The 26,376-nt window shown below is 73.4% G+C and carries 11 protein-coding genes; 9 read left to right on the top strand and 2 right to left on the bottom strand.

Annotation, left to right across the window (positions count from 1 at the left end; genetic code table 11):
- Nucleotides 1-64: 64 nt before the first annotated feature.
- Complete coding sequence (locus tag ABH940_RS24190) at nucleotides 65-2,485, bottom strand: TOMM precursor leader peptide-binding protein (protein ID WP_370070458.1); 2,421 nt, start codon at nucleotides 2,483-2,485, stop codon at nucleotides 65-67.
- 7 nt (nucleotides 2,486-2,492) lie between these two features.
- A complete protein-coding gene (locus ABH940_RS24185) occupies nucleotides 2,493-2,621 on the bottom strand; it encodes a hypothetical protein (protein WP_370070460.1) in 129 nt (42 codons plus the stop codon).
- Nucleotides 2,622-3,031: 410 nt separating this feature from the next.
- Between ABH940_RS24185 and ABH940_RS24180 the strand changes: the two genes are divergently transcribed.
- From ABH940_RS24180 to ABH940_RS24140, 9 genes are all read left to right on the top strand, one after another.
- Nucleotides 3,032-4,729, top strand: a complete 1,698-nt coding sequence (locus tag ABH940_RS24180; protein WP_370070462.1) for an acyl-CoA carboxylase subunit beta — start codon at nucleotides 3,032-3,034, stop codon at nucleotides 4,727-4,729.
- Nucleotides 4,730-4,761: 32 nt separating this feature from the next.
- Nucleotides 4,762-5,055, top strand: a complete 294-nt coding sequence (locus tag ABH940_RS24175; RefSeq protein ID WP_370106159.1) for a hypothetical protein — start codon at nucleotides 4,762-4,764, stop codon at nucleotides 5,053-5,055.
- 268 nt (nucleotides 5,056-5,323) lie between these two features.
- A complete protein-coding gene (locus tag ABH940_RS24170; RefSeq protein ID WP_370106158.1) occupies nucleotides 5,324-6,403 on the top strand; it encodes a 3-oxoacyl-ACP synthase III family protein in 1,080 nt (359 codons plus the stop codon).
- A complete protein-coding gene (locus ABH940_RS24165; RefSeq protein WP_370106157.1) occupies nucleotides 6,400-8,349 on the top strand; it encodes an HAD-IIIC family phosphatase in 1,950 nt (649 codons plus the stop codon). The genes ABH940_RS24170 and ABH940_RS24165 overlap by 4 nt, the downstream gene beginning before the upstream one ends.
- A complete protein-coding gene (locus tag ABH940_RS24160; RefSeq protein WP_370070470.1) occupies nucleotides 8,339-8,599 on the top strand; it encodes an acyl carrier protein in 261 nt (86 codons plus the stop codon). The genes ABH940_RS24165 and ABH940_RS24160 overlap by 11 nt, the downstream gene beginning before the upstream one ends.
- Nucleotides 8,596-9,357, top strand: a complete 762-nt coding sequence (locus ABH940_RS24155) for a 2-oxo acid dehydrogenase subunit E2 (protein ID WP_370070472.1) — start codon at nucleotides 8,596-8,598, stop codon at nucleotides 9,355-9,357. Before ABH940_RS24160 ends, ABH940_RS24155 begins: the two co-directional genes overlap by 4 nt.
- On the top strand, nucleotides 9,354-10,664 hold the full coding sequence (locus ABH940_RS24150; RefSeq protein WP_370070474.1) for an FAD-dependent monooxygenase: 1,311 nt from the start codon (nucleotides 9,354-9,356) through the stop codon (nucleotides 10,662-10,664). Before ABH940_RS24155 ends, ABH940_RS24150 begins: the two co-directional genes overlap by 4 nt.
- Nucleotides 10,665-10,743: 79 nt before the next feature.
- On the top strand, nucleotides 10,744-17,082 hold the full coding sequence (locus ABH940_RS24145) for an SDR family NAD(P)-dependent oxidoreductase (RefSeq protein ID WP_370106156.1): 6,339 nt from the start codon (nucleotides 10,744-10,746) through the stop codon (nucleotides 17,080-17,082).
- 113 nt (nucleotides 17,083-17,195) lie between these two features.
- Nucleotides 17,196-26,369: an SDR family NAD(P)-dependent oxidoreductase gene (locus tag ABH940_RS24140; RefSeq protein ID WP_370106155.1), complete on the top strand. Its 9,174-nt coding sequence runs from the start codon at nucleotides 17,196-17,198 to the stop codon at nucleotides 26,367-26,369.
- The last annotated feature ends 7 nt before the right edge of the window (nucleotides 26,370-26,376 follow it).

Raw genomic sequence — 26,376 nt, 5'->3', positions numbered from 1 at the left:
ACGGGAACACTGTTGCTGGAACCAATGGCGTACCGGGAGTTGACTGCGGTAGAGCGGCACATGGTCAGAGGAAGAACGGGATGGGGTTGAGGTCCTCGTAGCGGGTCGGGGTCTGCTGCCAGCCCAGTCGGACCGGTACGTCGTAGAGCCGCCCGGCGGCGAACCGGGCCCAGAACGGGCGCAGACCGGGGACGATCACCTTGGCCACCGGGATGCCGAGGTCGGGCCGGGTCTGGTCGAGGACCAGCAGTTCCAGACCGTGGCCGCGCAGCAGTTCCACCACGTCCAGCACGTCGTCGCGCAGGTCGGCGCGGGGCCGGTAGGGGAAGTCGGCGGGTGAGCGGGTGGGCGCGGCCGGGTCGGGCAGCAGGTAGGGCTGGTTCTCCGTGGTGGCGCGCCGGAACCAGTCGAGGGTGACCGGGTCGTCGCAGCCGTAGCCGGTGCCGTCCTTCGCGTCCAGGACGGCGGGCAGCATCTGGTTGCTCTCGGACAGCGCGCGGCGCAGCGCGACCCGGGAGTCGAAGTGGGCGCCGAAGCCCATGACGATGTCCTGGGGAGACGCTGTCCGGCTCTCCGTGAGGGCCGTGAGGGCCGAGAAGGCGGCGAAGACGGGGATGCCGAGGTCGGCGGTGAGGTCCAGCGCCCAGACGGTGCGGCCCATGTCCTGATGGACCGTCAGATGCTCGGCGATCCACGGGTCGGCGTAGGCGGCGAGGTCCACGGCCGGGCGGCGCAGCCGGTTGTACCACCACAGGGCGACGCTGTCCCGCTCGACCAGCTCCAGGAAGCCCTGGACGATCGCGTCCTCCAGGCTGCTGCCGGCGGCGGTGCCGTTGGACGTGGCCTGGCAGACGACGCGTCCGGGCGGTTGCGGCGCGCGGTAGTAGAGGAGGGCGGTGGGCAGCCAGCGCTGACGATTTCCGGTCAGCGACCAGACCGGCGTCCAGTCGAGCTGCTCGTCCTCGTCCACGGGGTCGCAGAGTTGGTTGAAGGCGCCGCGCGGCGCTGCGCCGGGTGCGCTCCGCTCGGCGTACCACTCGACGACCTGGCGCGGGTGGAAGAGCTGGACCAGGTCCGGGTGGAGGGCGTCGGGGCCGAGTTCGCGGAGGGAGGCGCGGACGACGGTCTCGTCGCCCTGGTAGTGGCCGCTGTGCCGTTCCAGCGCCTCGCACAGCGCGCTGACCTTGGCGTGCAGGGGCGTGGCGCCCTTGCCGGAGCTCCACGTGCGCAGCCCCGCGCGGACGGCGGCGTGGTCGCGGGCGACAGTGGCCGGATTGTCGCCCGCGCGGTAGCAGTTGAGGAAGGCGGGCCCGCGGCTGTCGCGGCGCAGTTCGCGGACCGCGCCGGTGACCGGGCTGACCAGGTGTCCGTACGCGTCCAGGACCTGCTGCGGCGAGGCGGAGCGGTGGTCGCCCCCGTCGAGCCGGACCTTGGGCCGGGAGACCGGGACCACCGGTGCGGTGATCCGCTCGGCGACCAGGGTCGGGTTGCCGCAGCAGGGGCACTGCGGGCGGCGGACGACGGTGTGGCGGCGGCTCTCCAGGGTCGTCGTGTCCAGGGTGACCAGGTCCGCCTGGTGCGGAGTGCGGAGGCCGCCGAGCCACTTGGCCGCCTCCAGGGCGGCGAGGTGGACGGCCGCCGCCGCTCCGGCGGGGTGGGCGCTCGGCGGGTGCGGCACCGGGCCGCTGCGGCCGAGGAGTTGCTGCAGGCGGGTCTCCGGCTGGCGGTTGAGCCGCAGCCGGTGGGCCATGCAGTGCCAGCAGGCGTTCTGCTGCGGGACCAGGACGGGCCCGATCCAGCAGGACGGGCCGCTGGGCTTGAAGAGCAGCCAGGGGCGACCGGTGGCGCGCTGTTCGGCGTCGATCCGGTCGAGGGCTGCGTCGAGGTAGTCGTCACAGGCGACGACGGTGAGGTCGGCCGCCGCAGCGGCCGTCGCCGTGCCGGACTGCTGTCCGGTCGCGTCGTCCGCGACCACGGTCAGTCCGGCCGTGCGGAAGGCGGCGAGGACGTCGTCCCGGTCGGTCGAGCCGAGGCAGAGCAGGCGGACCGAGGCGTCGGCCACCGTGCGGGCGGCCTGCTGGCCGTTGAGTCCGGCCAGCTCCCAGTAGGCCAACTCCGAAGCGTCGTACGGCCGGTCGGCTGGCTGCCGGTCGCCCGGATGCCGACCGGCGGGCCGGTGGCGGGGAGGGGCGGTGTCGGTGAGGAGACCAGCGCGGGAGAGCCGGGTGAGGACCTCGCCGGTCCGTTCCGGATCCAGCGCCGGACGCAGCGCGGCGGCGTCGGCCAGCAGCCGTTCCCGGTTCCGGGTGCCGTCGAGCAGCGGGGCGAGTGTCGCGATCAGCGTTCCGCGCAGCACGGTCACGCCGTGGGCGGAGATCAGGTAGACCCCCTCGCCGGGGACGGTCTCGACGCGGAGGTGCGGCTTGAAGCCGACCCCTGCGGCGGCCGACGGGAGGGCGAGCGTCCGGTGCTCCAGTCTCCTCACCGGTGGGTCACTCGTTCTCGGAGCCGGTGTTGAAGCAGAAGCACATGCCCAGGGGAGTGGTCTCAGCGGGGATGTACTGCAGGTTCTCGATGACGAGGTCGGTGGTCTCGGTGCACAGCAGCGTCTCGTTCAGCATGGCGAACTCCTTGGTTTCTGGGGGAAGGACTTCTCTGGAGCGCGTGCGATTCCGGGTGTGCACGGGCAACGGGGTGCGGGGTGCGGCCTGGCGCCTGGCTGCACCGGAGTAACCCGAGAGCGCTTCTCGTACTGCTGCTCAAAGTTCGTACTGCTGTGTGGCGAGACCACTGTGCCGCTCAGGAAGGACGCGGGGCCAGTGCCCGGGTCACCGGTCCGGCGTGCAGAAATCACGGATCCGACAATTGCGGTGACGGTGCGCGTACGGTCCGTCACAAGACCGGTCGTCCGCCCTGGTTGGGACAGTGCCGGGGCGGGATTCGAGGATGGCACGAGCAGTGGCCGCGATGCTCCCCAGCCCCACGGGCGGTACGCGAGGAGGCGCCCGTCTGCTTACGGGAAGGGCCTGGCATGACTGTGATCGACGAAGGCCGGACGGTACTGGCGGCCGAGCGTCCGGTCCGACTGCACGTCGCGCCGCAGCACGACGTGCAGGAGGCACCGGAGGCTCCGGCGGCATCAGAGGCTCCCGAGGGAGAGGAGCAGCCGGCGGCGCGGCCGAACTCCGCGGCGCTGGCCGCCGAGTTGGCCGCGCGGAAGGTGCAACTGGAGGCGGGACCGAGCGAGCAGGCCACCGCGGCCCAGCACGCCAAGGGCAAGCTGACCGCCCGTGAGCGGATCGACCTGCTGCTGGACCCGGACACCTTCGTGGAGGTGGAGGGCCTGCGCCGGCACCGCGCCACCGGCTTCGGGCTGGAGCACAAGCGCCCCTGGACCGACGGTGTGGTGGCGGGCTGGGGCCTGGTCGACGGACGCCAGGTGTTCGTCTTCGCGCACGACTTCCGGATCTTCGGCGGGGCGCTGGGCGAGGCCCACGCGCAGAAGATCCAGAAGGTGATGGACATGGCCGCCACGACCGGCTCCCCGCTGGTCGGCCTCTGTGACGGGGCGGGCGCGCGGATCCAGGAGGGCGTCACCGCGCTCACCGGCTACGGCGAGATCTTCCGGCGCAATGTCCGCAACTCCGGGGTGATCCCACAGATCAGCGTGATGCTGGGCCCGTGCGCCGGTGGTGCGGCGTACTCGCCGGCACTGACCGACTTCGTCTTCATGGTCCGCGACATCGCGCAGATGTTCATCACCGGACCGGACGTCGTCCGGGCCGTGACCGGTGAGGAGATCAGTCAGAACGGGCTGGGCGGCGCGGACGTGCACGCCGCCACCACCGGCGTCGCCCACGCCGTCTTCGACGACGAGGAGACGTGCCTGCTCGAAGTCCGCTACCTGCTCTCGCTGCTGCCTGCCAACAACCGCGAACTGCCGCCCGCCGAACCGGTCGTGGACCCGGCCGACCGGTCCTGCCCGGCGCTGCTGGACCTGGTGCCCGCCGATCCGGTGCGCTCCTACGACATGCGCGCGGTGATCCGGGAGATCGCTGACGACGGCGAGTTCTACGAGGTCCACCAGCAGTGGGCGGGCAACGTGCTCTGCGTGCTGACCCGGCTCGGCGGCCAGGTGGTGGGCATCGTCGCCAACCAACCGCAGGTGCTGGCAGGAGTGCTGGACATCAGCGCCAGCGAGAAGGCGGCGCGGTTCGTGCAGTTCTGCGACTCCTTCAACATCCCGCTGGTGACCCTGGTCGACGTCCCCGGCTTCCTGCCCGGCGTGGTGCAGGAGCACGGCGGGGTGATCCGGCACGGGGCCAAGCTGCTGTACGCGTACTGCAACGCGACGGTGCCGCGGATCTCGCTGATCCTGCGCAAGGCCTACGGCGGCGCGTACATCGTCATGGACTCCCGCTCGATCGGGGCCGACCTGGCGCTGGCCTGGCCGACCAACGAGATCGCGGTGATGGGCGCGGAGGGCGCGGCCAACGTGGTCTTCCGCCGCGAGATCGCCGCCTCGGACGACCCGGACGCGACCCGCGCGGAGCTGATCGCGCAGTACCGCGAGGATCTGATGCATCCCTACTACGCGGCCGAGCGCGGGCTGGTGGACGACGTGATCGACCCGGCCGAGACCCGCAGCCGCCTGATCAGCGCCCTGGCCATGCTGCGGACCAAGGACACCGTCCTGCCGGCCCGCAAGCACGGGAACCAGCCGCAGTGAGCGGCGACGCGTACGTCGGGGGCCACGCGTCCGTGAGCGACCACGCGTACGTCGGGGGCCACGCGTCCGTGAGCGACCACGCGTACGTCGGGGGCCACGCGTCCGTGAGCGACCACGCGTACGTCGGGGACGACAGTCTGCGGATCGAGCGGGGGCAGCCCTCGGCAGAGGAGGTGGCCGTGCTGGCCGCGCTGCTGACGCTACGTCAGACACAGCCTGAGGAAACACAGTCCGACGCCGGTGCGGACGGCAGGCGTCCGGGACGCGGCCGGGCCCGATGGAAGTCGTCAGGATCGCGTCAGCCGGGTGGGTGGGGCGCGCCGTGAGGCGTTGCTCTACGCGCGTGGCGAGCGTCACACTTTCGGGCCCGGCGGGGTGGGGCGGTCCGTGCAGGAGTGGTGAACCCGCAGGTCAGCGGCTCGAAAGTGCCTCAAGTTGCCGTCGAGAGGCCCGCCTTAGCGTCGAGCACGCCGCCAGCGGCCTGGTGTTCGACCAGGCCCGACACGGGTCGCGCGCGCAGGGACAGGCCCCGGGACGGCCGGTGGCGCCGACCGAACAGTCCGTATCCACCTTGAGTCGAATGAGGTGACTCCTTTGAGAATCTCCGGTCTCAGTGAGGTACTTCCGGGCGAGCCGGTCAGCAACGCCGACATGGCCGAGCGTTTCGGCCTGCACGAGCGCTGGCTCGACCGGATGACCGGAAACCGCGCCCGGTATTTCTGTGAGCCCGACAGCCCCGACGGTGTGCCCAAGAACACCGGCGACCTCGCCACCGCGGCGGGCGAGCAGGCGCTGCGGGCCGCAGGCGTAGAGCCGGGGTCGGTCGACTTCCTGATCCTGTCCACCGGTTCGCCGGACTTCCTGATGCCGGCCACGGTGAATACCGTCGCCGACCGGCTCGGACTCAACGAACTGCCGACGCTCCAGCTCTCGGCCGGGTGCGCGGGCGCGGTGCAGGGGCTCTACACCGCCCAGGCGCTGCTGACCGCGGGTGCCCGGCGCGGGCTGGTCATCGGCGCCGACAGCGTCGTCAAGCTGTGGCCCGCCAACCGGCAGTTGGGGAAGATCAGCCCGGCCGAGCTGGCCAACTTCGCGCTGTTCGGCGACGGCGCGGGCGCGGCCGTGGTCGAGGCCGAGGAGGACGGGCCCGGGCTGCTCGTCGAGCGGATCGTGCTGCGTGCGGTCGGCAAGGGCCGGGCCCCGGCGCAGACCGTGCGCTGGTACGGGGCGGACGGCGCGCCGTTCGTCACCGGTCCGGACGGCAAGGAGCGCCGCGAGGCGATGGGCCAGGAGGACTACAAGGCGATCGAGCGCCACGTCCCCGAGCTGGCCGACAGCCTGCTGCGGGAGCTCTCCGCCTCGGTCGGCTGGCCGGTCGAGGAGGTCGAGCACGTGCTGACGCCGCAGCTCAACGGCGTGATGGCGGAGAAGATCCGGGAGCGCCTCGGGGTCCGTCCGGAGCAGGCGGTGCACTGCGTGGACGTGACCGGCAACAGCGGCAACGCGCTGCCGCTGATCCAGCTGTACCGGGCCTTCCGCCGCGCGGAGGAACAGGGCGTGGACGGCGCGCGGATGCTGGCGACGGCGATCGAGTCGTCCAAGTGGATCGTCTCCGGTCTGGCCATGCGCTACCAGGCTCCCTCCGATGCGGCTGCTTCGGAGGGGAACCGGTGACCACGACACCCGAGGCCCCCTCGACCCAGGTCCGGCGGAGCGCGCTGCGCGAGCTGCGCGCGCTGAAGAAGACCGGACTGCACGGCGCGGGCGACGCGGTCGTCGCGCTGCTGGACGAGATGGACGCGCAGGGCGACCCGCTCGTGCTGGAGTCCGCCGGGGCACTGCTCGACGCGGGCCAGCGTGAGGCGCTGCAGCAGGAGAACCGTTTCTCCGACTACCGGATCGCGCTGCTCGGTTCCTCCACCCTCGACTCCCTTCCGCACCTGCTCGCCGCCGAGTTGGTACGCCGCCGCACGCTGCCGGAGATCCGCTCCGCCGGGTTCAACCAGTGGCGGCTGGAGATCCTCTCCGGCGCGCCCGCGCTGGCCTCGCTGCAGCCGCAGCTGGTCGCGCTGCTGCTCGACGAAGCGGCAGTCTTCGAGTCCGTCGCCGACCCGCTCGACCTCGACGAGGTCGAGCGTCGTTGCGCGGCCTTCCCTCAGGAGCTGGCCGACTGGGCGGAGCAGTGCCGCGCCACCCTCGGTGGACTGCTGGTGCTGGCCACCGTCCCGCTGACCGCGCTGCGTTCGGACCGGCTGGTGGACTACCGGGGAAAGGCGCGGCTGGCAGCCGCCTGGCAGCGGATGAACGCCGAGATCCTGGGCCTGGCCACCCGGTTGGAGCGCACCGTGGTGCTCGCCTGGGAGACCGTGGCGCAGCACGCGGGCGGCGGCTTCGCGGCCGGCGGTTTCGCCGCGGCCGACCGGATGCGGCACGCCGCCGGACACGCCTACGCGCCCGAGTACCTGCACGCCTACGCCGCCGAGCTGGCCCGCGTCGTCCGCGCGGACCAGGGCAAGGCCCGCAAGTGCCTGGTGCTGGACCTGGACCATACGCTCTGGGGCGGCGTCGTCGGCGACGACGGCGTGGCCGCGCTGCGGATCGGCGGGGCCTTCCCCGGCTCGGCGCACCTGGAGCTCCAGGCGCTGGCCGCCGACCTCAAGGCGCAGGGCGTGATGCTCGCGGTCTGCTCCAAGAACGAGGACGCGGTGGCTCGCGAGGCCATGGCCACCCACCCGGAGATGCTGCTGCGCCCGGACAGCTTCGTGGCCATCGCCGCCTCCTGGGACCCCAAGCCCGAGGCCGTGGGCGGGTTGGCCCGGACGCTCAACATCGGCTCCGACGCGATGGTCTTCGTCGACGACAACCCCGTCGAGCGCGGCCTGATGCGCGAACTGCGGCCCGAGGTCGCCACGGTGGAGCTGCCGACCGACCCGGCCCGCTACGCGTCCACCGTCGCCGCGCGCGGCGAGTTCAACCTGCTGACGCTGACCGACGAGGACCGGGTCCGCACCCAGCTCTACCGGGCCGAGGCCGACCGCGCCGAACTCCAGCGCAGCACCGGCAGCCTGGACGAGTACCTGGCCGGGCTCCGCTCCGAGCTGACGGTCGAGCCGATGAACGAGCTCAGCCGCGCCCGGATCGTCCAACTCTTCGGCAAGACCAACCAGTTCAACCTGACCGGCCGCCGCTACGCCGAGGACGAGGTGGTCTCGCGCTCGGACGCGGGCGAGGCGGTCTTCCTCAGCGGACGGCTGCGCGACCGCTTCGGCGACAACGGCCTGATCGCCGCGCTCGCCGTCGGCCGGGACGCGCAGGGCGTCTGGGAGGTCGAGAACTTCGTGCTCAGCTGCCGGGTCTTCTCCCGGTACGTCGAGCAGACGGTGATCGGGCTGGTGCTGCGCGCCGCGCTCGCCGTCGGCGCGCACGAGGTGCGTGCCTCCTACGCCCGCACCGCCAAGAACGGTGCCTTCGCCGAGTTCTGGACCGGCCTCGGCTTCGCGGTCGACGACGCCGCGTCCACTCCCGAGCGGCAGGTCTACGTCCATGACCTGAAGTCGCTCTCCGACCTGCCGAGCTCGGTCTCGGTCGACTCCACGAAGGAGCCCCTCGATGTCTTCTGACGCCGCAACTCTGGTGATTGAGGTCGTGGCCCAGGTGCTGGACCTGGACGAGGACGAGATCTCCGTGGACGCGAACTTCGCCGACCTGCCCGGCTGGGACTCCGTCAACGCCATGCGCGTACTGGTGCTGCTGGAACGCGAGTTGGGCGCGCCGGTGGACTACGACTCCTTCGCCACCGCGCACACCGTGGCCGACATGGTGGAAGCGGTCGCCGAGGTCTCGGGCGTCTCGGAGGTGAGCAGAGGATGAGCGCCGCGCTCCAGCCGCTGCCGGTCGGACGACGCGGCACCTGGACCTTCCTCCACGACGCCCGCAGCACCTGCCACGTGTACCTCGACACCGAGGTCGACGCGACCCGGATGCGCGAGGTGCGCAAGGCCGCCGACGGCAAGGTCGGCTATGTCAGCCTGCTGGTGAAAGCCGCCGCCGAGGTCGTTGCCGAGGTGCCCGAGGCCCGCTCGGTGCTGCGGCCCGGATGGCTGCGGCCCAGTATCGCCGAGGCGCAGCAGATCCACGCCAAGGTGCTCTTCGACCGGACCGTCGCCGGAGCACGCTGCGTGCTGTCCGGCGTGGTCGAGTCGGTGCCGGAACTCTCCGTGCTCCAGGTGCAGGAGGCCGTCGACGCCTTCAAGGACGCCGATCCCGAGGACCCCCAGGGCCCGTTCGCGGCGCAGAGGAAGATGCGCGGCCTGCCGCTGCCGGTGGCCCGGCTGATCTACAAGGCGGCGATGCGCGATCCCGGTCGCCGGGCGGCACTTCAGGGCGTCTTCTCGGTGACCTCGGTCGGCCAGGAGCAGGTCCGCGTGATCTACCCGATGATCTCGGGCACGTTCGGCTTCGGCATCGGCCGGATCCGGGACGTCCCGGTGGCGGTGGACGGCCAGGTCCGGATCGGACCGGTCTGCACCGTCTCCCTCGCCTTCGACCACCGCGTGGTCGACGGAGCCGTGGCCTCGGACGTCCTGGCCCGGACCAAGAACCGTCTCGAGACCCTGGAGATGCCATGAGTGACCGCACTGATCGGGCCGAGCGCGAGCTCACCACGGACGTCCTGATCGTCGGCGGCGGCCCGGCCGGAGCCCTGCTGGGCTGCCTGCTGGCCCGGCGCGGCATCGACGTCGTCGTCGCCGAGAAGCAGGAGACGCTGGACCGCGAGTTCCGCGGCGAGACCATCGCCGCGCCGTCCGTGGTCACCCTGCAGCGGCTCGGCTTCGGACCGGCGCTGCGCGAGCACGGCTACCTGTCCACCAACGGCGTCAAGATGCGGATGGAGGGCCACGACGTCTTCCAGGTCGACTACAACCGCTTCGATGTCGGCGTGCTGCCCATCGACATCCCGCAGCCCTCGCTGATCGGGATCTTCCACGAGGCCGCGGCGGCGCTGCCCAACCACAGCTACCTGCCCGGCACCTCGTTCACCTCGCTGATCGAGGAGGACGGCGTGGGCGGTGCCGTGCGCGGCGCGGTGCTGCGGCACCGCGACGGTTCGCGCACCCGCGTCCACGCGCGCCTGGTCGTCGGCGCGGACGGCCGGTTCTCCAAGGTGCGCAAGGCGGCCGGGATCAACGCCGACGTCACGCCGATGGAGCGCGACTTCCTCTGGATCCGGCTGCCGCGCCCGGCCGGCTGGGGCGACGACGCGGACCTGGTCGTGCGCGGCGACCGGCAGTTGGTGATCCTGCCGACCTTCCCCGACCTGCTGCGCATCGGCCACAACCTGCCCAAGCGCGGTCTCGGTGAGCTGCGCAGCGAGGGCATCGCCACGTTCCGCGACAGCATCGCGGAGATCGACCCGCGGCTGCGCCCGCTGCTGGACGAGCACCTGACCGACTGGGAGAACACCGGCTTCCTGGAGATCTTCACCGCCGAGGTGGAGCAGTGGGCCAAGGACGGTCTGGTGCTGATCGGCGACGCCTCCCACACCTGCACCCCGATCCTGGGCCAGGGCGTCAACCTGGCCATCCAGGACGCGGTCTGTCTGGTCCCGGCGGTGGCCGAGGCGCTGACGAAGGGTCAGGAAGTCCGCCAGCCGCTGCCCGCGTCGGCGTTCGCGGAGTTCGCCGCGTCCCGCAAGAAGCACAAGTCGTTCGTCACGCGCTACCAGCGGATGCAGGAGGGCGCGCTCGCCCAGTCCAAGCCGCTGGCGGTGCTGCTGCGCCGGACCCGGTTCCGGCTGCTCAACGCCCTGCCGCTGAAGTACCGGATCTTCGGCAAGGTCATCAACGCCCCGCACCCGATCGACGCGGAGGACCTGCGTCTGGCGCGGATCGACACGTCGACCGCCCCGGCCCAGCCGCCCACCGCCACCGCCTGAAGCCAGGCCAGGCCGAGCCAGGCCGAGCCCGCTCCCCGCTACCCGTACTCCCGCCCTTCGTGACGTGAGGTCATCCACCATGTCCAAGAACCCCAAGTCCCTTGACCGTCCGGGTGCGGCCGACGACCCGGACCAGTTGATCGCCATTGTCGGCATGGCCGCCCGGCTTCCCGGCGCGCCGGACACCGACGCCTTCTGGCAGCTGCTCACCGAGCGCGGCGACGCGGTCCGTCCGATCCCCGGCGACCGCTGGGACACGTCCGCGCAGCTCGACCCCGAGCGTCAGATCCAGTCCGTCGGCGGCTTCCTCGACGGCGTGGACCTCTTCGACGCCACCTTCTTCGGCATCTCGCCGCGCGAGGCCGAGAGCATGGACCCGCAGCAGCGGCTGATGATGGAGTCCGCCTGGCGCACCCTGGAGGACGCCGGGCGCTCCGCCGCCGAGCTGAAGGGCAGCCGCACCGGCGTCTACGTGGGCGTCTCCTGGCACGACTACGAGATCCGCCGCAAGGAGCACGGCGTCGGCGCGACCCAGCACAGCGCCGTCGGCAACGCGCTGGACGTCGTCGCCGCCCGCGTCTCCTACTACCTCGGCCTGACCGGGCCGAGCCTGGCCGTGGAGACCGGCTGCTCCTCCTCGCTGGTCGCGCTGCACCTGGCGGTCCAGGCGCTGCGCGGCGGCGACATCGACGGAGCGCTGGTCGGCGGCGTCAACCTGATCACGGCGCCGGACGTGTCGATCGGCCTGACCCACTTCGGCGGGCTCTCGCCGACCGGCCGCTGCCAGGCCTTCTCCGCCCAGGCGGACGGCTTCGTGCGCGGCGAGGGTGTGGTGACGGTCTATCTGAAGACGCTGTCCAAGGCCGTCGAGGACGGCGACAAGATCCGCGGCGTCATCGTCCGCACCGCCGTCAACAACGACGGCGGCGGCGAGAGCCTGGTCACCCCCAATCCGGACGGCCAGGAGGACCTGCTGCGTCAGGTCTACGGCGACGGCTCGATCCCGCTGGACCGCGTCGGCTACATCGAGGCGCACGGCACCGGCACCTACCGCGGCGACCCGATCGAGGCGCGCGGCATCGGCCGGGTGATCGGCCAGCGCCGCGACCGGGCGCTCGGCCCCCTCGGCATCGGCTCGGTCAAGACCAACATCGGTCACCTGGAGGCCGCCGCCGGTATGGGCGGCATGGCCAAGGCGATCCTGTCGCTGGAGCACGGCGTGGTCCCGCCGAGCCTGCACAGCGCCGAGCTCAACCCGGAGATCCCCTTCGACGAGCTCAACCTGAAGGTGGTCCGCGAGCCGCTGGAGCTGCCGCAGGACGGCCCGCTCTACGTCGGCGTCAACTCCTTCGGCTGGGGCGGCACCAACGCCCACGTGGTGATCGGCCGCGCGCCGGAGACCACCGCTGTGGTTCGGGCCCCCGACTCCGGCCTGCCGGTGCTGCTGCCGCTCTCCGCCCAGGGCGACGAGGCGCTCCGCGCCCGCGCCACCGAGCTCGCGGACTCACTGCCCGAGGACGCCGACACCGCGACCCTCCGCGCGATCGCCGGGACGCTCGGCCACCAGCGCGACCAGTTCCCGGCCCGGCTCGCCGTGGTCGGCGCCGACGCCGCCGAACTCGCCGCCGGACTGCGGGCCTTCGCCGCCGAGCCGGAGGGTGAGGCGCCCGGTGTGGTCACCGGCCGCGCCCACACCCAGGGCCGTACCGCCTTCGTCTTCCCCGGCCAGGGCTCGCAGTGGAGCGAGATGGGCAAGGAGCTCTACACGGGCAGCCCCGTCTTCGCCGCCGTCATCGACCGCTGCGCCAAGGCCCTGGCCCCGTACGTGGACTGGAACGTCGCCGACGTGGTCTCCGGCGCGGCGGGCGAGGAGTGGCTGGAGCGGATCGACATGCTCCAGCCGGCGCTCTGGGCGATGTCGCTCGGCCTGGCCGAGGTCTGGCGCGCCGCGGGCGTCGAGCCCGACGTCGTGATCGGCCACAGCCAGGGCGAGATCACCGCCGCCACCCTCGCCGGGATCCTTTCCTACGAGGACGGCGCGATGGTGATGGCCCGCCGCAGCGCCATCGCCCGCCGCACCTCGGGCCGCGGCCTGATGCTCGCCGTCGACCTCAGCGTCGAGCAGGCCCGCGCCGCGCTGGAGGGCTTCGAGGACCAGGTCGCGCTGGCCGTCAACAACGGCCCCTCCTCCTGCGTGCTCTCCGGCTACAGCGACGCGGTGCTGATGCTGCGCGAGATCCTGGAGGCCGACGGCGTCTACTGCCGCCTGGTCAAGGTCGACTACGCCTCGCACAGCCCGCAGATGGACGAGCTGCGCGACGACCTGATGGTCGCCCTCGCCGACGTGGCCCCCAAGCATGGCGAGATCGCGCTGATGTCGACCGTGCGCACCGCCCTGCTCGACGGCCCCGAGATGGACTGCGCGTACTGGGTGGAGAACCTGCGCAGCCCGGTCCTCTTCGCCGACACCCTGGGCAAGCTGCTGGACGACGGGATCACCCACGTCGTCGAGATCAGCCCGCACCCGGTGCTGGCCCCGGCGATCGAGCAGCTCGCCGAGCTGCGGGACGAGCCCGCCAAGGTGCTCTCCACGCTGCGGCGCGGCCACGGCGCCCCCGCCGACCTGACGCTCGCCCTGGCCCGCGGCTACGTCGCCGGTCTTGAGCCCTTCGGCCTGCTGCCGCGTGCCGCCCACGCCGCCGTCCCCGGCTACCCGTGGAACCGCACCAGTCACTGGACCGCCCAGGGCCGCCGTCGCCAGTCCGCGGGCGGGGCGCTGGAGTTCGAGCTGGCCCCGCGTCCGGGCGAGGAGGATGCCTGGCAGGGCGAGCTGGAGCTCGACCTGGCGGAGTACCCGTGGCTGCGGGACCACCAGGTCCACGAGGCCGTGGTGCTGCCCGGCGCGGCGATGCTGTCGCTGTCGCTGACGGCCGCCCGCGCCCGCACCGGCGAACTGCCGCGCACGGTCGAGGGTTTCGTCTTCCGCGACAACCTGACCCTCGGCCAGGCTGCGTCGGGTCAGGCTGCGTCGGGTCACGACGTGGTCCGGCTCTCCGCACTGTGGCGCGACGACGTCACCGAGGGCGGCAGCTTCACGCTGCTCTCGCTGGCCGTCGGCACCACCGGCTGGACCCGCCACGCCACCGGCCGGCTCACCCGCCGTGCCCAGCAGCGCGAACTCCCGGCGTTCCCCGAGGCGCTGCTGGAGATCGAGGCCGAGCAGCCCGCCGACTTCTACGCCGCCTGCACCGCACGCGGCCTCAACTACGGCCCGGCCTTCCAGGGCGTCACCGCCCTGCACGCCGAGGGCGTCCAGGCGCTCGGCGCGCTGGAGCTCCCGGCCCGCTGCCGCGCCGGCGCCCGCCCGTCCGCCCTGCACCCGGCGCTGCTGGACGCGGCGCTGCAGGTGTCGCTGGCGCTGGTCGGCGGCGACGAGACGGTGGTTCCGGTCGCGGTGGAGCGGGTGCTGCTCCACAGCGAGCTGGCCGAGCCGGTCGTCGCGGGCTGGTCGCACGCGGTCCGCCGCGGGGCCACCACCTTCGACGTGGTGCTTTTCGGCGCCGAGCGGGAGCCGCTGGTGACGCTGGAGGGCCTGACGCTCCAGGTGCTGGCCGCCGAGGAGATCGACGAGTCCGACACCGAGCTGCTGCACCGGCTCCGCTTCCGCGCCGTGTCGCGCCCCGAGGCTTCGGAGGCTTCGGAGGGTTCCGAGCCTTCGGCCGAGCCGGTCACCGGCTCCTGGGCCGTGGTCCACGCCGCCGCCGACGGGGAGCGGGCGAAGGCCCTGGTCGCCGCGCTGGCCGAGGCCGGAACCACCGCCGCCGCCCTGGCCGTTGAGGCCGCGCCGGACGAGACCGCGCTCGCCGCCTCGCTGCGCGAGCACGAGGGCCTGACCGGCCTGGTGCACCTCGTCCCCGCCGCCGACGCGGGCGAGCCGGCCCAGCGCGCCGCGCTGCACACCCTGGCCTGCCTGGTCCGCGCCACGCTGACGCTGCCCGAGTCGCCCCGGCTGACGGTGCTCACCGTCGACGCCCAGGCCGCCGCCGACGAGGACCGGCCGGACCCCGGCGCGGCCCTGTTCTGGGGCTTCACCCGCGTGCTGCGCCGCGAACACCCGGAGCTGCGCCCGCAGTTGCTCGACGTCGCCGCCGACTGGACCGAGTGGGCCGCCGAGACCGCCGCCGAACTGCTCTGCGGCGACGAGGAGGACCAGCTCGCGCTGCGTCCCACCGGCCGGCTGGCGGGCCGCCTCACCCGGGGCGCCGCGCCCGGCGAGGAGCACGCCTACCCCTGGCACAGCCGCCTCCAGCCGTTCCGGCTCGTCGCCGCCAAGCCCGGCTTCTGGGACAGCCTGGAGTTCCGCCCGCAGAGCCGCCGCACCCCCGGTCCGGGCGAGGTGGAGGTCCAGGTCACCGCGTCCGCGCTCAACTTCATCGACGTGATGAAGGCGATGGGAACCTACCCCGACGGCACCGCCGGGGCCGACCTGCTGGGCGGCGAGTGCGCCGGACGCGTCGTCGCCGTCGGCGAGGGCGTCACCGGCGTGCAGGTCGACGACCGGGTGGTGGCCTGTGTCTTCGGCTCGCTCGCCTCGCACGTCACGGTCCGCGCCGACCACACCCGGCCGATCCCGGACGGCATGGCCGACCAGGACGCGGCCGGGCTGCCGCTGGTGCTCGCCACCGCCTGGCACGGCCTGGTCGACCTGGGCCGGCTGACCGAGGGCGAGACCGTCCTGGTCCACTCCGCCGCCGGTGGTCTCGGCCTTGCCGCGATCGCGGTCGCCAAGTCCGTCGGCGCCCGCGTCATCGCGACGGCGGGCAGCGAGCGCAAGCGCGACTACCTGCGCTCGCTCGGCGTCGAGGACGTCTTCGACTCCCGCGAGCTCACCTGGGCCGACGAGGTGCGCGCGGTGACCGGTGGCCGGGGCGTCGACGTCGTGCTCAACTCGCTCACGGGCGCGGCGATCCCGCTGGGTCTGATGGTGCTGGCCGAGGACGGCCGGTTCATCGAGGTCGGCAAGAAGGACATCTACGCGGACCGCGGCATCGGCCTCGGCGACTTCCGCAAGAGCCTGACCTTCGCCTCGGTCGACCTGGCCGGGCTGATGGACCGTCGCCCCGAGCGCTTCGCCCGCCTCTTCGCGGACGTCTGGGCGCGGGTGCTGACCGGCGAGATCAAGCCGCTGCCGGTCCTGGTGCACACCTTCGCGGAGTCCGCCGAGGCGCTGCGGGAGATGTCGCACGGCAGCCACATCGGCAAGTTCGTGCTGGTCGGCCCCGGCCAGGTGACCGGGATCCGGCCCGAGCCGCTGCCGGGCGGACGGTTCCGCGCCGACGGCAGCTACCTGATCACCGGTGGTCTCGGCGCCCTCGGCCTCTCCCTGGCCGAGCACCTGGCCGCCAACGGCGCGGGCGGGCTCGCCCTGCTCGGCCGCCGTACCCCGGACGCCGAGACCGCCAAGCGGATCGAGGCGCTGCGGGCGGAGGGCGTCCGGGTGGAGAGCTACTCGGTCGACGTGGCCGACACAGCGGCGCTGGCTGCGGTGCTGTGTCGGGCGCGGGCCGAACTCCCGCCGCTGCGCGGGGTGTTCCACGCGGCGGGTCTGCTCGACGACGCCACCGTGCTCAACGTCAGGGCCGAGCAGATCGAGCGGGTCATCTCCCCGAAGATCGACGGCGCCCGGAACCTCAACAAGCTGACCGAGGACGACGACCTCGACCTGTTCGTGCTCTTCTCCTCGGCGGCGGCGCTCTTCGGCAACGCCGGTCAGGCCGCCTACGCGGCGGGCAACGCCTACCTGGACTCGCTGGCCGACGCCCGGCGCCGTCGCGGCGTCCCCGGACTCAGCGTCCAGTGGGGCCCGTTCGAGGACATCGGTCTGGCCGCCTCCGACGCCAACCGTGGTGCGCGCCTTGAGGAGCGCGGCATGGGCGGCTTCGGGGCGGAGGACGCCTGGCGGGCGCTCGGCCAGTTCCTGGAGGAGGACGAGCGGGTGCTCGGCTTCGTGCCGCTGAACCTGCGTCAGTGGTTCGACGCCTACCCGGACACGGCTGCCCTGCGCAGCTGGCAGGTGCTGCGCCAGGCCGCCGAGCAGGGCGGCGGGCAGAGCGCCGGCAGCGAGTTCCTGGCCGGGCTGCTGGCCGCGCCGGTGGGCAGTTGGCCGGAGTCGGTCGAGTCGAAGGTGCGGGAGCTGGCCGGGCGCGTGCTGCGGCTGGAGACCACCGCCATCGACCGGGAGACCCCGTTCAAGGCCCTCGGCCTGGACTCGCTGATGAGTCTGGAACTGCGCAACCGCCTGGAGGCCGCGTTCGGCCTCAAGCTCTCGCCGACGCTGCTGTGGACGTACGGCAACACCAAGGCCCTGTCCGGAGTGCTCTGCGAACGGCTCGCCGAGTCGGCCACCGCCGACAACTGAGCGCTGCTGTAAGCCCGGTACCCCTTGCCCGGCTTCGGCTGGGCGGGGGTGCCGGGCACCCCCGCGCCCGCGCCCGGGAGACCCGATCCCTTCCTGTGAGGACGTGCAGACCCATGCAACCGAGCTCCGACACCACAACCGCCGCGGCTGCCACGCCTTCCGGCGCACCTTCCGGCGCACCGGCGACGACGCCGCTGACCCGGGCGATGGACACGATCCGCCGCCTCCGGGCCCAACTCGACGCGGCGAGTGGCCCGCAGCCACTCGCCGTGGTCGGCATCGGGCTGAGGTTGCCCGGCGGCATCGAAGATCTCGACGGCTTCTGGCAGGCCCTCTCCGGCGGGGCCGACCTGGTCCGCCCGATGCCGCGCGCCCGGATGGGCCGTTTCGCCCCGGAGTGGGAGAAGCTGCCGCACCGCGGCGGATTCCTCGACGAGGTCCTGGAGTTCGACGCCGACTACTTCGGCATCAGCCCCCGTGAGGCCCGCGGCCTGGACCCGCAGCACCGGCTGCTGCTGGAGGTGGCCGCCGAGGCGCTGGACGACGCCGCGATCGTCCCCGAGACGCTCGCCGACGCGCGCACCGGCCTCTACGTCGGCATCACCGGCCAGGACTACCGCGACTGGATGCAGGGCGAGCCGGACGCCTACTGGGCCACCGGCAACGGCCACTGCTTCGCGGCCGGCCGCCTCTCCTACACCCTGGGTCTGACCGGTCCCGCCATGGCCGTCGACACCGCCTGCTCGTCCTCGCTGGTCGCCGTCCACCTGGCCCGACAGGCGCTGCGGCGCGGCGAGTGCGACACCGCGCTGGTCGGTGGCGTCAACCTGGTGCTGTCGCCGCGCTCGACGCGGCTGGTGGAGCAGACCCGCTCGCTGGCGCCGGACGGGCTGTGCAAGCCGTTCGACGCGCGCGCCAACGGCTTCACGCGCGGTGAGGGCGCGGGAGTGCTCGTGCTCAAGCGCCTGGACGACGCCGTCCGGGACGGGGACCGGATCCACGCCGTGATCCAGGGCTCCGCCGTCAACCAGGACGGTCGTTCCAGCGGTTTCACCGCGCCCAACGTCCTCGCCCAGACGGCCCTCATCGGCGACGCGCTCAAGGACGCCGGCCTTACGCCCGCCGACATCGGCCTGATCGAGGCCCACGGCACCGGCACCTCGCTCGGCGACCCGATCGAGATGGAGGGCCTGGCGGGCGCGCTCGGCCGCCGCAACAGCGGTGCGCCGCTGCACGTCGGCTCGGTCAAGGCCAACGTCGGCCACCTGGAGGCGGCGGCGGGCATCGCGGGCCTGATCAAGGCCGTGCTCTGCCTGAAGGAGAAGGCGGTCCCGCCGCTGGTCCACTTCCGCACCCGCAACCCGCGGATCGAGCTGGACGGCACGGGCATCACCTTCCCCACCGAGCTGACGCCGTGGCACCCGACCGGTTCGGGCGGTCGCTACGCGGGCGTCAGCTCGTTCGGCATGAGCGGCACCAACGCGCACATCGTGCTGGGCGCTGCTCCGGAGGCCGGTGCTGCTGATGCACAGGCTGTGGACAACGGTGAGCCGACCGGCTTCGAGCTCTCCGCCGCGACGCCGGGCGCGCTGCGTCAACTCGCCCGTCGCCACGAGGAGGCGCTGCGGGCGGCGACGGACGCCGACTACGCCGCCTACGCGTACACCGTGACGCTCGGCCGCTCCCGGCAGGCCGTTCGCGCGCGAGTTGCTGCCGGTGACCGGGCCGCCGCGCTGAAGGCGCTCGCCGCGCTGGCGGCGGGGACGCCGGACACCGCCGTCACCCTGGTCGACGACGCCACGCCGGAGGCGCTCGCCGCGCTGCCGCGCCGGGTGCTCACGCTGCCCGCCTACCCGTGGCAGCGTCAGCGCCACGCCCCGGAGGAGACGGCGGTCGAGACGGCTGCGGTTGCCGCCGCTCCGGCGTTGACCCGGCAGGCCCTGGCGTGGCGGCCGTGGGTGGCCCCCGCATCCGACACTCCTGCGGTCGACGGCACAACGGGCCTGCTGGTACTGGCGGGTGACGAAGCGTCGGTTATCGCATCCATTGCCGCCCGCGCCGGGCGGACCGGGACGGTGCTCGCCCCGGCCGGCATCGCGGACCTCGCGCTGCCCGACGGCTGGGACCGCGCCGCACTCCCGCAGTCTCGCGCGGAATGGGAGCAGCTCTGGGCCGCCCGCCCGGCCGGGCCCGTGACGCTGGCGCTCGCGTTCCGCGCCACCGCGCTGCCCGAGGCCGCAGGTGATTTCGACCCGGCCGCCGCCGGAGCCGCACTCTGCGCGGCCACGACCGACGCCGTGCTCGCCCTCGCCACCACCGACGGCCGCGCCTTCGCGCTCACCCGGGGCAGCCGTCCGGTCCGCGACGGGGACGTGATCAGCGCCACCGACCACGGTCTGCTGCACGGCCTCGCGCCCGTGCTGGGCCTGGAGTCGCCGCGCAGCTGGGGCGGTGTCGTCGACCTCCCGGCCGAGCCGACCGCGGCCGACGCCGACGCGCTGCTGCGCCTGCTGGCCGCCCCGGACGGCGAGGACCTGGCGGCCGTCCGCGACGGCGAGGTCCTGGTCGCCCGCGTGACGTCGTCCTCCGAAGCGACGACCGTCGAGCCGCTGACGATCCGTCCGGACGCCACCTACCTGCTGACCGGTGGCCTCGGCGGCGTCGGACGCGCCCTGATCGCCGACTTCGTCCGACGCGGCGCGCGACACCTGCTGCTGCTCGGCCGCCGACCGGAGGGCGAACTCGCCGAGCCCGCACGGGAACTGCTCGCCTCGCTGCGCGCCGACGGCGTCCAGGCGCGCTACGCCGCCGCCGACGTCGCCGACCCGCGCGCGCTGGCGCAGGCCCTCACCTCGGCCGCAGCCGAAGTGCCGGGGCTGCCGGAGATCCGTGGCGTCGTCCACGCCGCCGGTACGCTCCCGCAGGGCGCGCTGGCCGACGCCGATACGGACGCCTACCTGGCGGCCCTGCGCGGCAAGTTCGACGGCGCGTGGTGGCTGCACCTGCAGAGCATGAGCAGTCAGTGGCCGCTCGACTTCTTCGTTCAGACCTCCTCCGTCTCCGCCCTGTGGGGCACCGACGGCTACGGCGCCTACGCGGCGGCCAACGGCGGTCTGGACGCGATCGGCGCGGTCCGCGCCGCTGCGGGCCTGCCCTCCAGCGTCGTCGCCTTCGGGCCCTGGGCGTTGGACGGCATGGCCGACGCCGACAGTCGCGCCGACCTGGCCCGGATGGGCGTCGTCTCGCTCACCCCGGAGACCGGCGCGGCAGCCCTGGCAGTGCCCGCCTCGGGCAACGACCCGCTGCTGCTGGCCTGCGAGGTGGACTGGCCGCGCTTCGTCCCGGTGATGTCCTCGCGCCGGGCCCGCCCGCTCTTCGACGAGGTGGCACCGAAGCCGGCTGCCACCGCTGTCGTGTCAACTCCGCACGGTACGGGTGCCGCGGAGGTGCTGGCGCTGCCGGAGGCGGTCCGCGCGGCGGGCCTGCGCTCGCGCGTCGGCCGCACGGTCGCCGCGATCCTCGGCCACGCCGAGGGCCGGACGATCGAGGAGGACCGGGGCTTCCTGGATCTCGGCCTCGACTCGATCATGGCCTCCGACCTGGCCACCGCCCTCGCCGACGAGTATGCCGTGCCGCTCTCGGTGACAGATGTCTTCGACCACCCGACGGTCGCCGAACTGACGGAACGACTCCTGGAGTTGATCGCTCCGGTGACGGTCGAGCCCGTGGTTCCAGTTGCTGTCGCGCCCGCGCCCGCGCCGTTGCCGGTCGTCGGAGCGGCGCCGGTCGTGACTCCCGTCGCGCCCGCGCCTGCTGAGCGCGTGGTTCAGCCCGAACCGGTGAGGCCCACCGCCCACGAACCCATCGCCATCGTCGGCATGGCCGGTCGCTTCCCCGGCGCGGACTCCACCGAGGAGCTCTGGACGCTGCTGCGCGAGGGCCGGGACGGCGTCGGCGCGGTCACCACGGACCTGTGGGACCGCGAGCGGCTGACCGACCCCGACCCGGTCAAGGCCGGGCGGATCACCACCGACCAGGGCGGGTTCCTCACCGACCGGGCCCGGTTCGACGCCGGGTTCTTCGGCATCCCCGCCCGCGAGGCGCGCAGCCTGGACCCGCAGCACCGGCTGCTGCTGGAGGTCGCCTGGCACGCCCTGGAGGACAGCGGCACCGACCCGCACGGCCTCAAGGGCAGCCGCACCGGCGTCTGGCTCGGCATCTCCAACTCCGACTACGCCCGCCTGCTGGAGCGCGACGGACTGGACCAGCTCGACGCGTACTACTCCACCGGCACCGCGCTCAACGCCGCCGCCGGTCGCCTCGCCTTCCTGCTGGGCCTCAACGGTCCCGCGCTGGCGATCGACACCGCCTGCTCCTCCTCCTTGGTCGCGCTGCACCTGGCGATGCGCTCGCTGCGCGCCGGGGAGACGGACGCCGCGCTGACGGCCGGGGTGAACGTGATCGCCTCGCCCGAGTGCTCGGTCGCGGTCAGCCGGGCGCACATGCTGTCGCCCGAGGGCCGCTGCAAGACCTTCTCCGCCGAGGCCGACGGCTTCGTCCGGGCGGAGGGCTGCGGCGTGCTGGTGCTGAAGCGGCTCAGTGACGCCGAGCGCGACGGTGACCGCGTGCTGGCCGTGCTGCACGGCAGCGCGGTCAACCAGGACGGCGCGTCCTCCGGGCTCACCGCCCCGAGCGGCAAGGCCCAACAGGCCGTCATCGCCGCCGCGTTGGCCGACGCGAACGTCACCGGCGCGGACATCGACTACCTGGAGGCGCACGGCACCGGGACCGCCCTCGGCGACCCGATCGAGCTGAGCGCCGCCTGGTCCGCCTTCGGTGGCGGCCGGGAGCCGGGTCGGCCGCTGATGATCGGCTCGGTCAAGAGCAACATCGGCCACTGCGAGTCCGCCTCCGGTGTCGCCGCCGTCATCAAGACGGTGCTGGCGCTGCGTCACGGCGTGCTGCCGGCCAACCTGCACGCGGACACCCGCAACCCGCGGGTGCCGTGGCGGGAGATGAACCTGCGCGTCGTCGACGAGGCGATCCCGTGGCGGGCGGGTGGGAACGGTGCCAGGCCGCGCCTGGCCGGGGTCTCCGGCTTCGGCTTCTCGGGCACCAACGCCCATGTGATCGTGGGCGAGGCCGCACCGCGTCCGGCCTCCGGTGCGGGCCAGGAGGTGGCCGAGGGGCCGTTCCTGCTGCCGCTCTCCGCACCCGACGCGGAGGGACTGACCCGGGTCGCCGACGGCTGGCGCGAGCGCCTCGCGCAGGCGACGGACGCGCAGGTGGCCGGGCTGGCCGTGACCGCCGGTCGCGGCCGGGCGCACCTGGGCATGCGGCGCGCGGTCGTCGGCCGCACCCGCGAGGAGCTGGCTGCCGCGCTGGAGAAGGAAGAGGCGCACGGCCCGGCGGAGCGCGCGCCCAAGGTGGCGTTCCTCTTCTCCGGCCAGGGCAGCCAGTACTTCGGCATGGGCCGCAGGCTCTACGAGAGCGAGCCGGTCTTCCGCGAGACCTTCGACGCCTGCGACCGGATCGCGGCCCCGGCGCTGGGCATCTCGCTGCACCAACTCCTCTTCCACGGCGTGGAGAAGGACCTGGTCAACCAGACGCAGTACACGCAGCCCGCGCTGGTCTCGCTGGAGCTGGCGCTGGCCGAGCTGTGGCGCTCGTGGGGCGTGACCGCGTCCGCCGTGATCGGGCACAGCGTCGGCGAGGTCGCCGCGGCGATCCACGCCGGGGTGCTCTCCCTGGAGGCGGGCCTGGCCCTGATCACCGAGCGGGCCCGGCTGATGCAGGGCACCGAGCACGGCGGCATGCTGGCCGTCGCGGCGACGCTGGAACAGGTCACCGAGTGGCTCGCCGAGAGCGGCCTGGGTGCCGAAAGCGGGCGGGGTATCGACATCGCCGCCGTCAACGGTCCGTCGTCCGTGGTGGTGGCCGGTGCGCCGGAGCTGCTGGCCGAGTTCGCCGCGCGGATGAAGGAGCGGAAGGTCCAGGCACGCAACCTGGTCGTCTCGCACGCCTTCCACTCGCGGCTGATGGAGCCGATCCTGCCGCAGCTGGAGGCGGTGATGGCGCCGTTCTCCTTCGCCGCGCCGCGCATCCCGATCGTCAGCAACGTCACGGGCAAGCTGGCCCGCCCGGACGAGTACGACCCGGCCTACTGGGGCCGTCACGTCCGGCGTCCCGTCCTGTTCCACCAGGGCGCGGCGCAGCTGGCCGAGTTGGACATCGACTTCTGCCTGGAGATCGGCCCGGACCGCACCTTGGGCAACCTGGTCTCCGCCGCCGGTCTCGCTCCGGCGGGTGGGGTGGCGCCGTCGCTGCGACGCGGCGGTGACGAGCGGGCGGTCATGCTGGCCGCCGCCCAGGCCCTGTACGAGCAGGGCGCGGAGTTGAACTGGACCGCCGTCCAGGCGGCGACCGGCGCGGACCGCGCCGAGGCCCCGCGCTACCCGTTCGCGGCGACCCGCTACTGGACGACCTCTGGTGCTGAGGGCTCACGTGTCCCGGTTGAAGCGGGCCCGCGCAGTACCCGGCACTGGGGGAGCGAGCTCCACTCGCCCGCCCTGTCCGGTCGTGCGTTCTCGTTCGAGCGCCGCTCGGACTTCCCCGCCTACCTGACCGACCACCGCCTCTACGGCACCGTGGTCACCCCGGCCGCTTCGCACCTGGCCACCGTGCTCTCCGCACTCGCGGGCGAGGGACGGCCGTTCGCCGTCGAGGACCTGGTCTGCCCGCGCGCGCTGGTCATCAAGGACGGCGAGCGGTACGAGACGCAGATCCTGGTCGGCACCGGTTCCCACGGTGGCAAGGACGCGCGTGAGCTGAGCGTCCACTCGCTGCTCGACCCGGAGCGCGGCGTCTGGCAGCGCCACATCAGCGGTCGGGTCGGCGAACCCCGCCGGGCCGTGCACCCGACGCCGGACCGCGCGGCCTTCCAGGCCTCGGCGGACCGGCACATCACGGGCGCGGAGTTCTACCAGTACTTCCGCGAGCTGGGCTACACGCTCGGCCCGTCCTTCCGCTGGATCGCCGACGTGTGGATCCGCGGCACCGAGGCGCTGGTCCGCTACGCCCAGCCCGAACTGCCGGACCCGGTGGGCAACTACGAGATCTACCCGGGCCTGATCGACTCCTGCTTCCAGTCCATCGCCGGCTTCATGGTCGACGACGTGGCGGAGGAGGCGCCCTCGCTGGCGATCCCGTTCGCCGCGACCAGGATCTCCTTCCCGGGCCGTCCCGAAGCGGGCGAGGAGCTGTGGGGCCACGTCAGCGTGACCCGCGCCGAGCCGCTGCCCAACGGCCGCAGCCGGGTGGAGACCGCCGACCTGCACATGTTCCGCGCCGACGGCGGCAGCGTGATGGTCGCCGACAGCTTCCGGGTCCGGCACGCGCCGCGTGCGGTGCTGGAGCAGAGCCTGCGCGGCGGCGTCGCGCACGCCTACACGCTCGGCTGGTACCCGCTTCCGAAGGCCGACTCGGCTGAAGCAGCCCCGCTGCGGATCCGGCTGGTCGGCGGGACCCACTCCCGTGCCAAGGCGCTGACCAAGTCCCTGCGCGGCTTGGGCCACACGGTGACGACCAGCGCCAAGGGCAGTGCCAAGGGCAGCGCCGACCTGGTGCTCGACGTCCGGCTGCTGGCCTTCGGCGACGACGCCCCGGCCGGTGCCGCCGAGGCGCTCGCCGCCGCGACCGGTCTCGCCGCCCAACTGGCCGAGGAGACCGGCAGGCAGACCCCGTACGTGGTGCTGGCGGGCGCCGACGCGGCGACCGCTCCGGCCCGCGAGAGCGTCTGGGGCATGCTCGCCGCCCTGGAGGTCGAGGACGCCCAACGTCGGCTGCTGCGCGTCGCGTTGGAGCCGGAGCGGGACGCTGCCGAGCTGTCCGCGCTGCTGACGCGCGCGGTCTCCGCCGATCTCTCCGAGTCCCGGTTCGCGCTCGGCGCGGACGGGGTCCGGGTGGCCCGGCTGGAGGCGGCCGAGGACGCGCCGGAGGACCCGCAGTGGCAGGGCGGCGTGCTGATCACCGGCGGCCTGGGCGCCCTCGGGCTCAGCGTGGCCCGCACCGTTGCTGCCCAGGGCGCTCCGGCGCTGACCCTGATGGGCCGCTCGCAGCCCGACGAGGTGGCCCGCGCGGTCATCGCCGAGCTGGAGCAGGCCGGAGTCGCGGTCACCGTGGTCGCCGGGGACGTCACCCGGGCCGAGGACTGCGTCGAGGCGGTCCGCAGCGCACGTGCCGCGACGCCGCTGCGCGGGATCTTCCACCTCGCGGGCGGCACCGACGACCGGCCCTTCGACCAGCTGACGCCGGAATCCTTCGACCGCGTCTTCGCGGCCAAGGCCTTCGGCGCGGAGAACCTGGCGCACGCCGTGGCCGAGGCCGGACAGGAGCTGGACGCCTTCGTCCTCTTCTCCTCCGTCTCCGCCCTGCTGGGCTCCGCCGGGCAGGTCAACTACGCCGCCGCCAACGGCTACTTGGACGGTCTGGCCCGGCGTCTGCGGGCGTCCGGCGTGCCGGCGACTGCGGTCAACTGGGGTCCGTGGGTGCCGCAGGACCGTCCCGGCCTGGCGGGCAACGCGGTGGTGAGCCGCGCGGCGGAGCGGATGGGCGTCAAGCCCCTCAGTGACGAGGAGGCGCGTCCGCTGTTGGCACTGGCCGTAGCCGGTGACCTGCCGCGGCTGGCGGCCGTGGCGCTGGATCCCGCCCGCTACCGGGAGCGGCTCGCCGGATCCCCGGCGTCCGCGCTGGTCGAGCGGCTGATCCCGACGGACGCCCCGGCCCGATCGGGCCTGTCCGCCGCATCGGCCGCCGCTCCGGCGGCGGGTGACCGGGGCGGGCTGCGCCGCCGCCTTTCGGAGGTGCCCGGCCCGGTCCGCGAGGAGCTGCTGCTGGAGTCGGTCCGCGAGCTGGTCGGCCGCCTGCTGGGCGACCCCGGCGCGGTCCGCGACTCGGTGGGCTTCGCCGACCTCGGACTGGACTCGATCATGGTGATCGACCTGCGGTCCGAGTTGGAGCACGCCCTCGACCTGGACCTTCCCGCGACGGTGGCCATCGACCACCCGACCGTCTCCGCGCTGACCCGCTGCCTCGCCGAACTGCTCTCCGAAGAGGACCAGTCGGCGGCGCAGTCGGACGGGCCCGCGTTCGCCGCGCCCACCGCGCCCGTCACGTCCGTCACGTCCCTCCCTGTACCGAACACCGAGCCGGTCGACCCCGACGCCGACCTCGGCGGGCTCAGCCTGGACGAGCTGCTCGAAGCCGTACGACACGACCTGTCGAATTGAGGACGAC

It is taken from the genome of Streptacidiphilus sp. BW17 (assembly GCF_041262485.1).
Classification (GTDB): Bacteria; Actinomycetota; Actinomycetes; order Streptomycetales; family Streptomycetaceae; genus Streptacidiphilus.
Note: the sequence above shows the minus strand (reverse complement) of the source record. Positions and strands in the feature narration are given on the sequence as shown.

Excerpts from the sequence above, each read along its gene's own strand:
- ABH940_RS24185 (WP_370070460.1), bottom strand. The coding sequence starts at position 2,621 with ATGCTGAACGAGACGCTGCTGTGCACCGAGACCACCGACCTCGTCATC.
- ABH940_RS24180 (WP_370070462.1), top strand. The coding sequence starts at position 3,032 with ATGACTGTGATCGACGAAGGCCGGACGGTACTGGCGGCCGAGCGTCCG.
- ABH940_RS24160 (WP_370070470.1), top strand. The coding sequence starts at position 8,339 with ATGTCTTCTGACGCCGCAACTCTGGTGATTGAGGTCGTGGCCCAGGTG.
- ABH940_RS24155 (WP_370070472.1), top strand. The coding sequence starts at position 8,596 with ATGAGCGCCGCGCTCCAGCCGCTGCCGGTCGGACGACGCGGCACCTGG.
- ABH940_RS24150 (WP_370070474.1), top strand. The coding sequence starts at position 9,354 with ATGAGTGACCGCACTGATCGGGCCGAGCGCGAGCTCACCACGGACGTC.
- ABH940_RS24145 (WP_370106156.1), top strand. The coding sequence starts at position 10,744 with ATGTCCAAGAACCCCAAGTCCCTTGACCGTCCGGGTGCGGCCGACGAC.
- ABH940_RS24140 (WP_370106155.1), top strand. The coding sequence starts at position 17,196 with ATGCAACCGAGCTCCGACACCACAACCGCCGCGGCTGCCACGCCTTCC.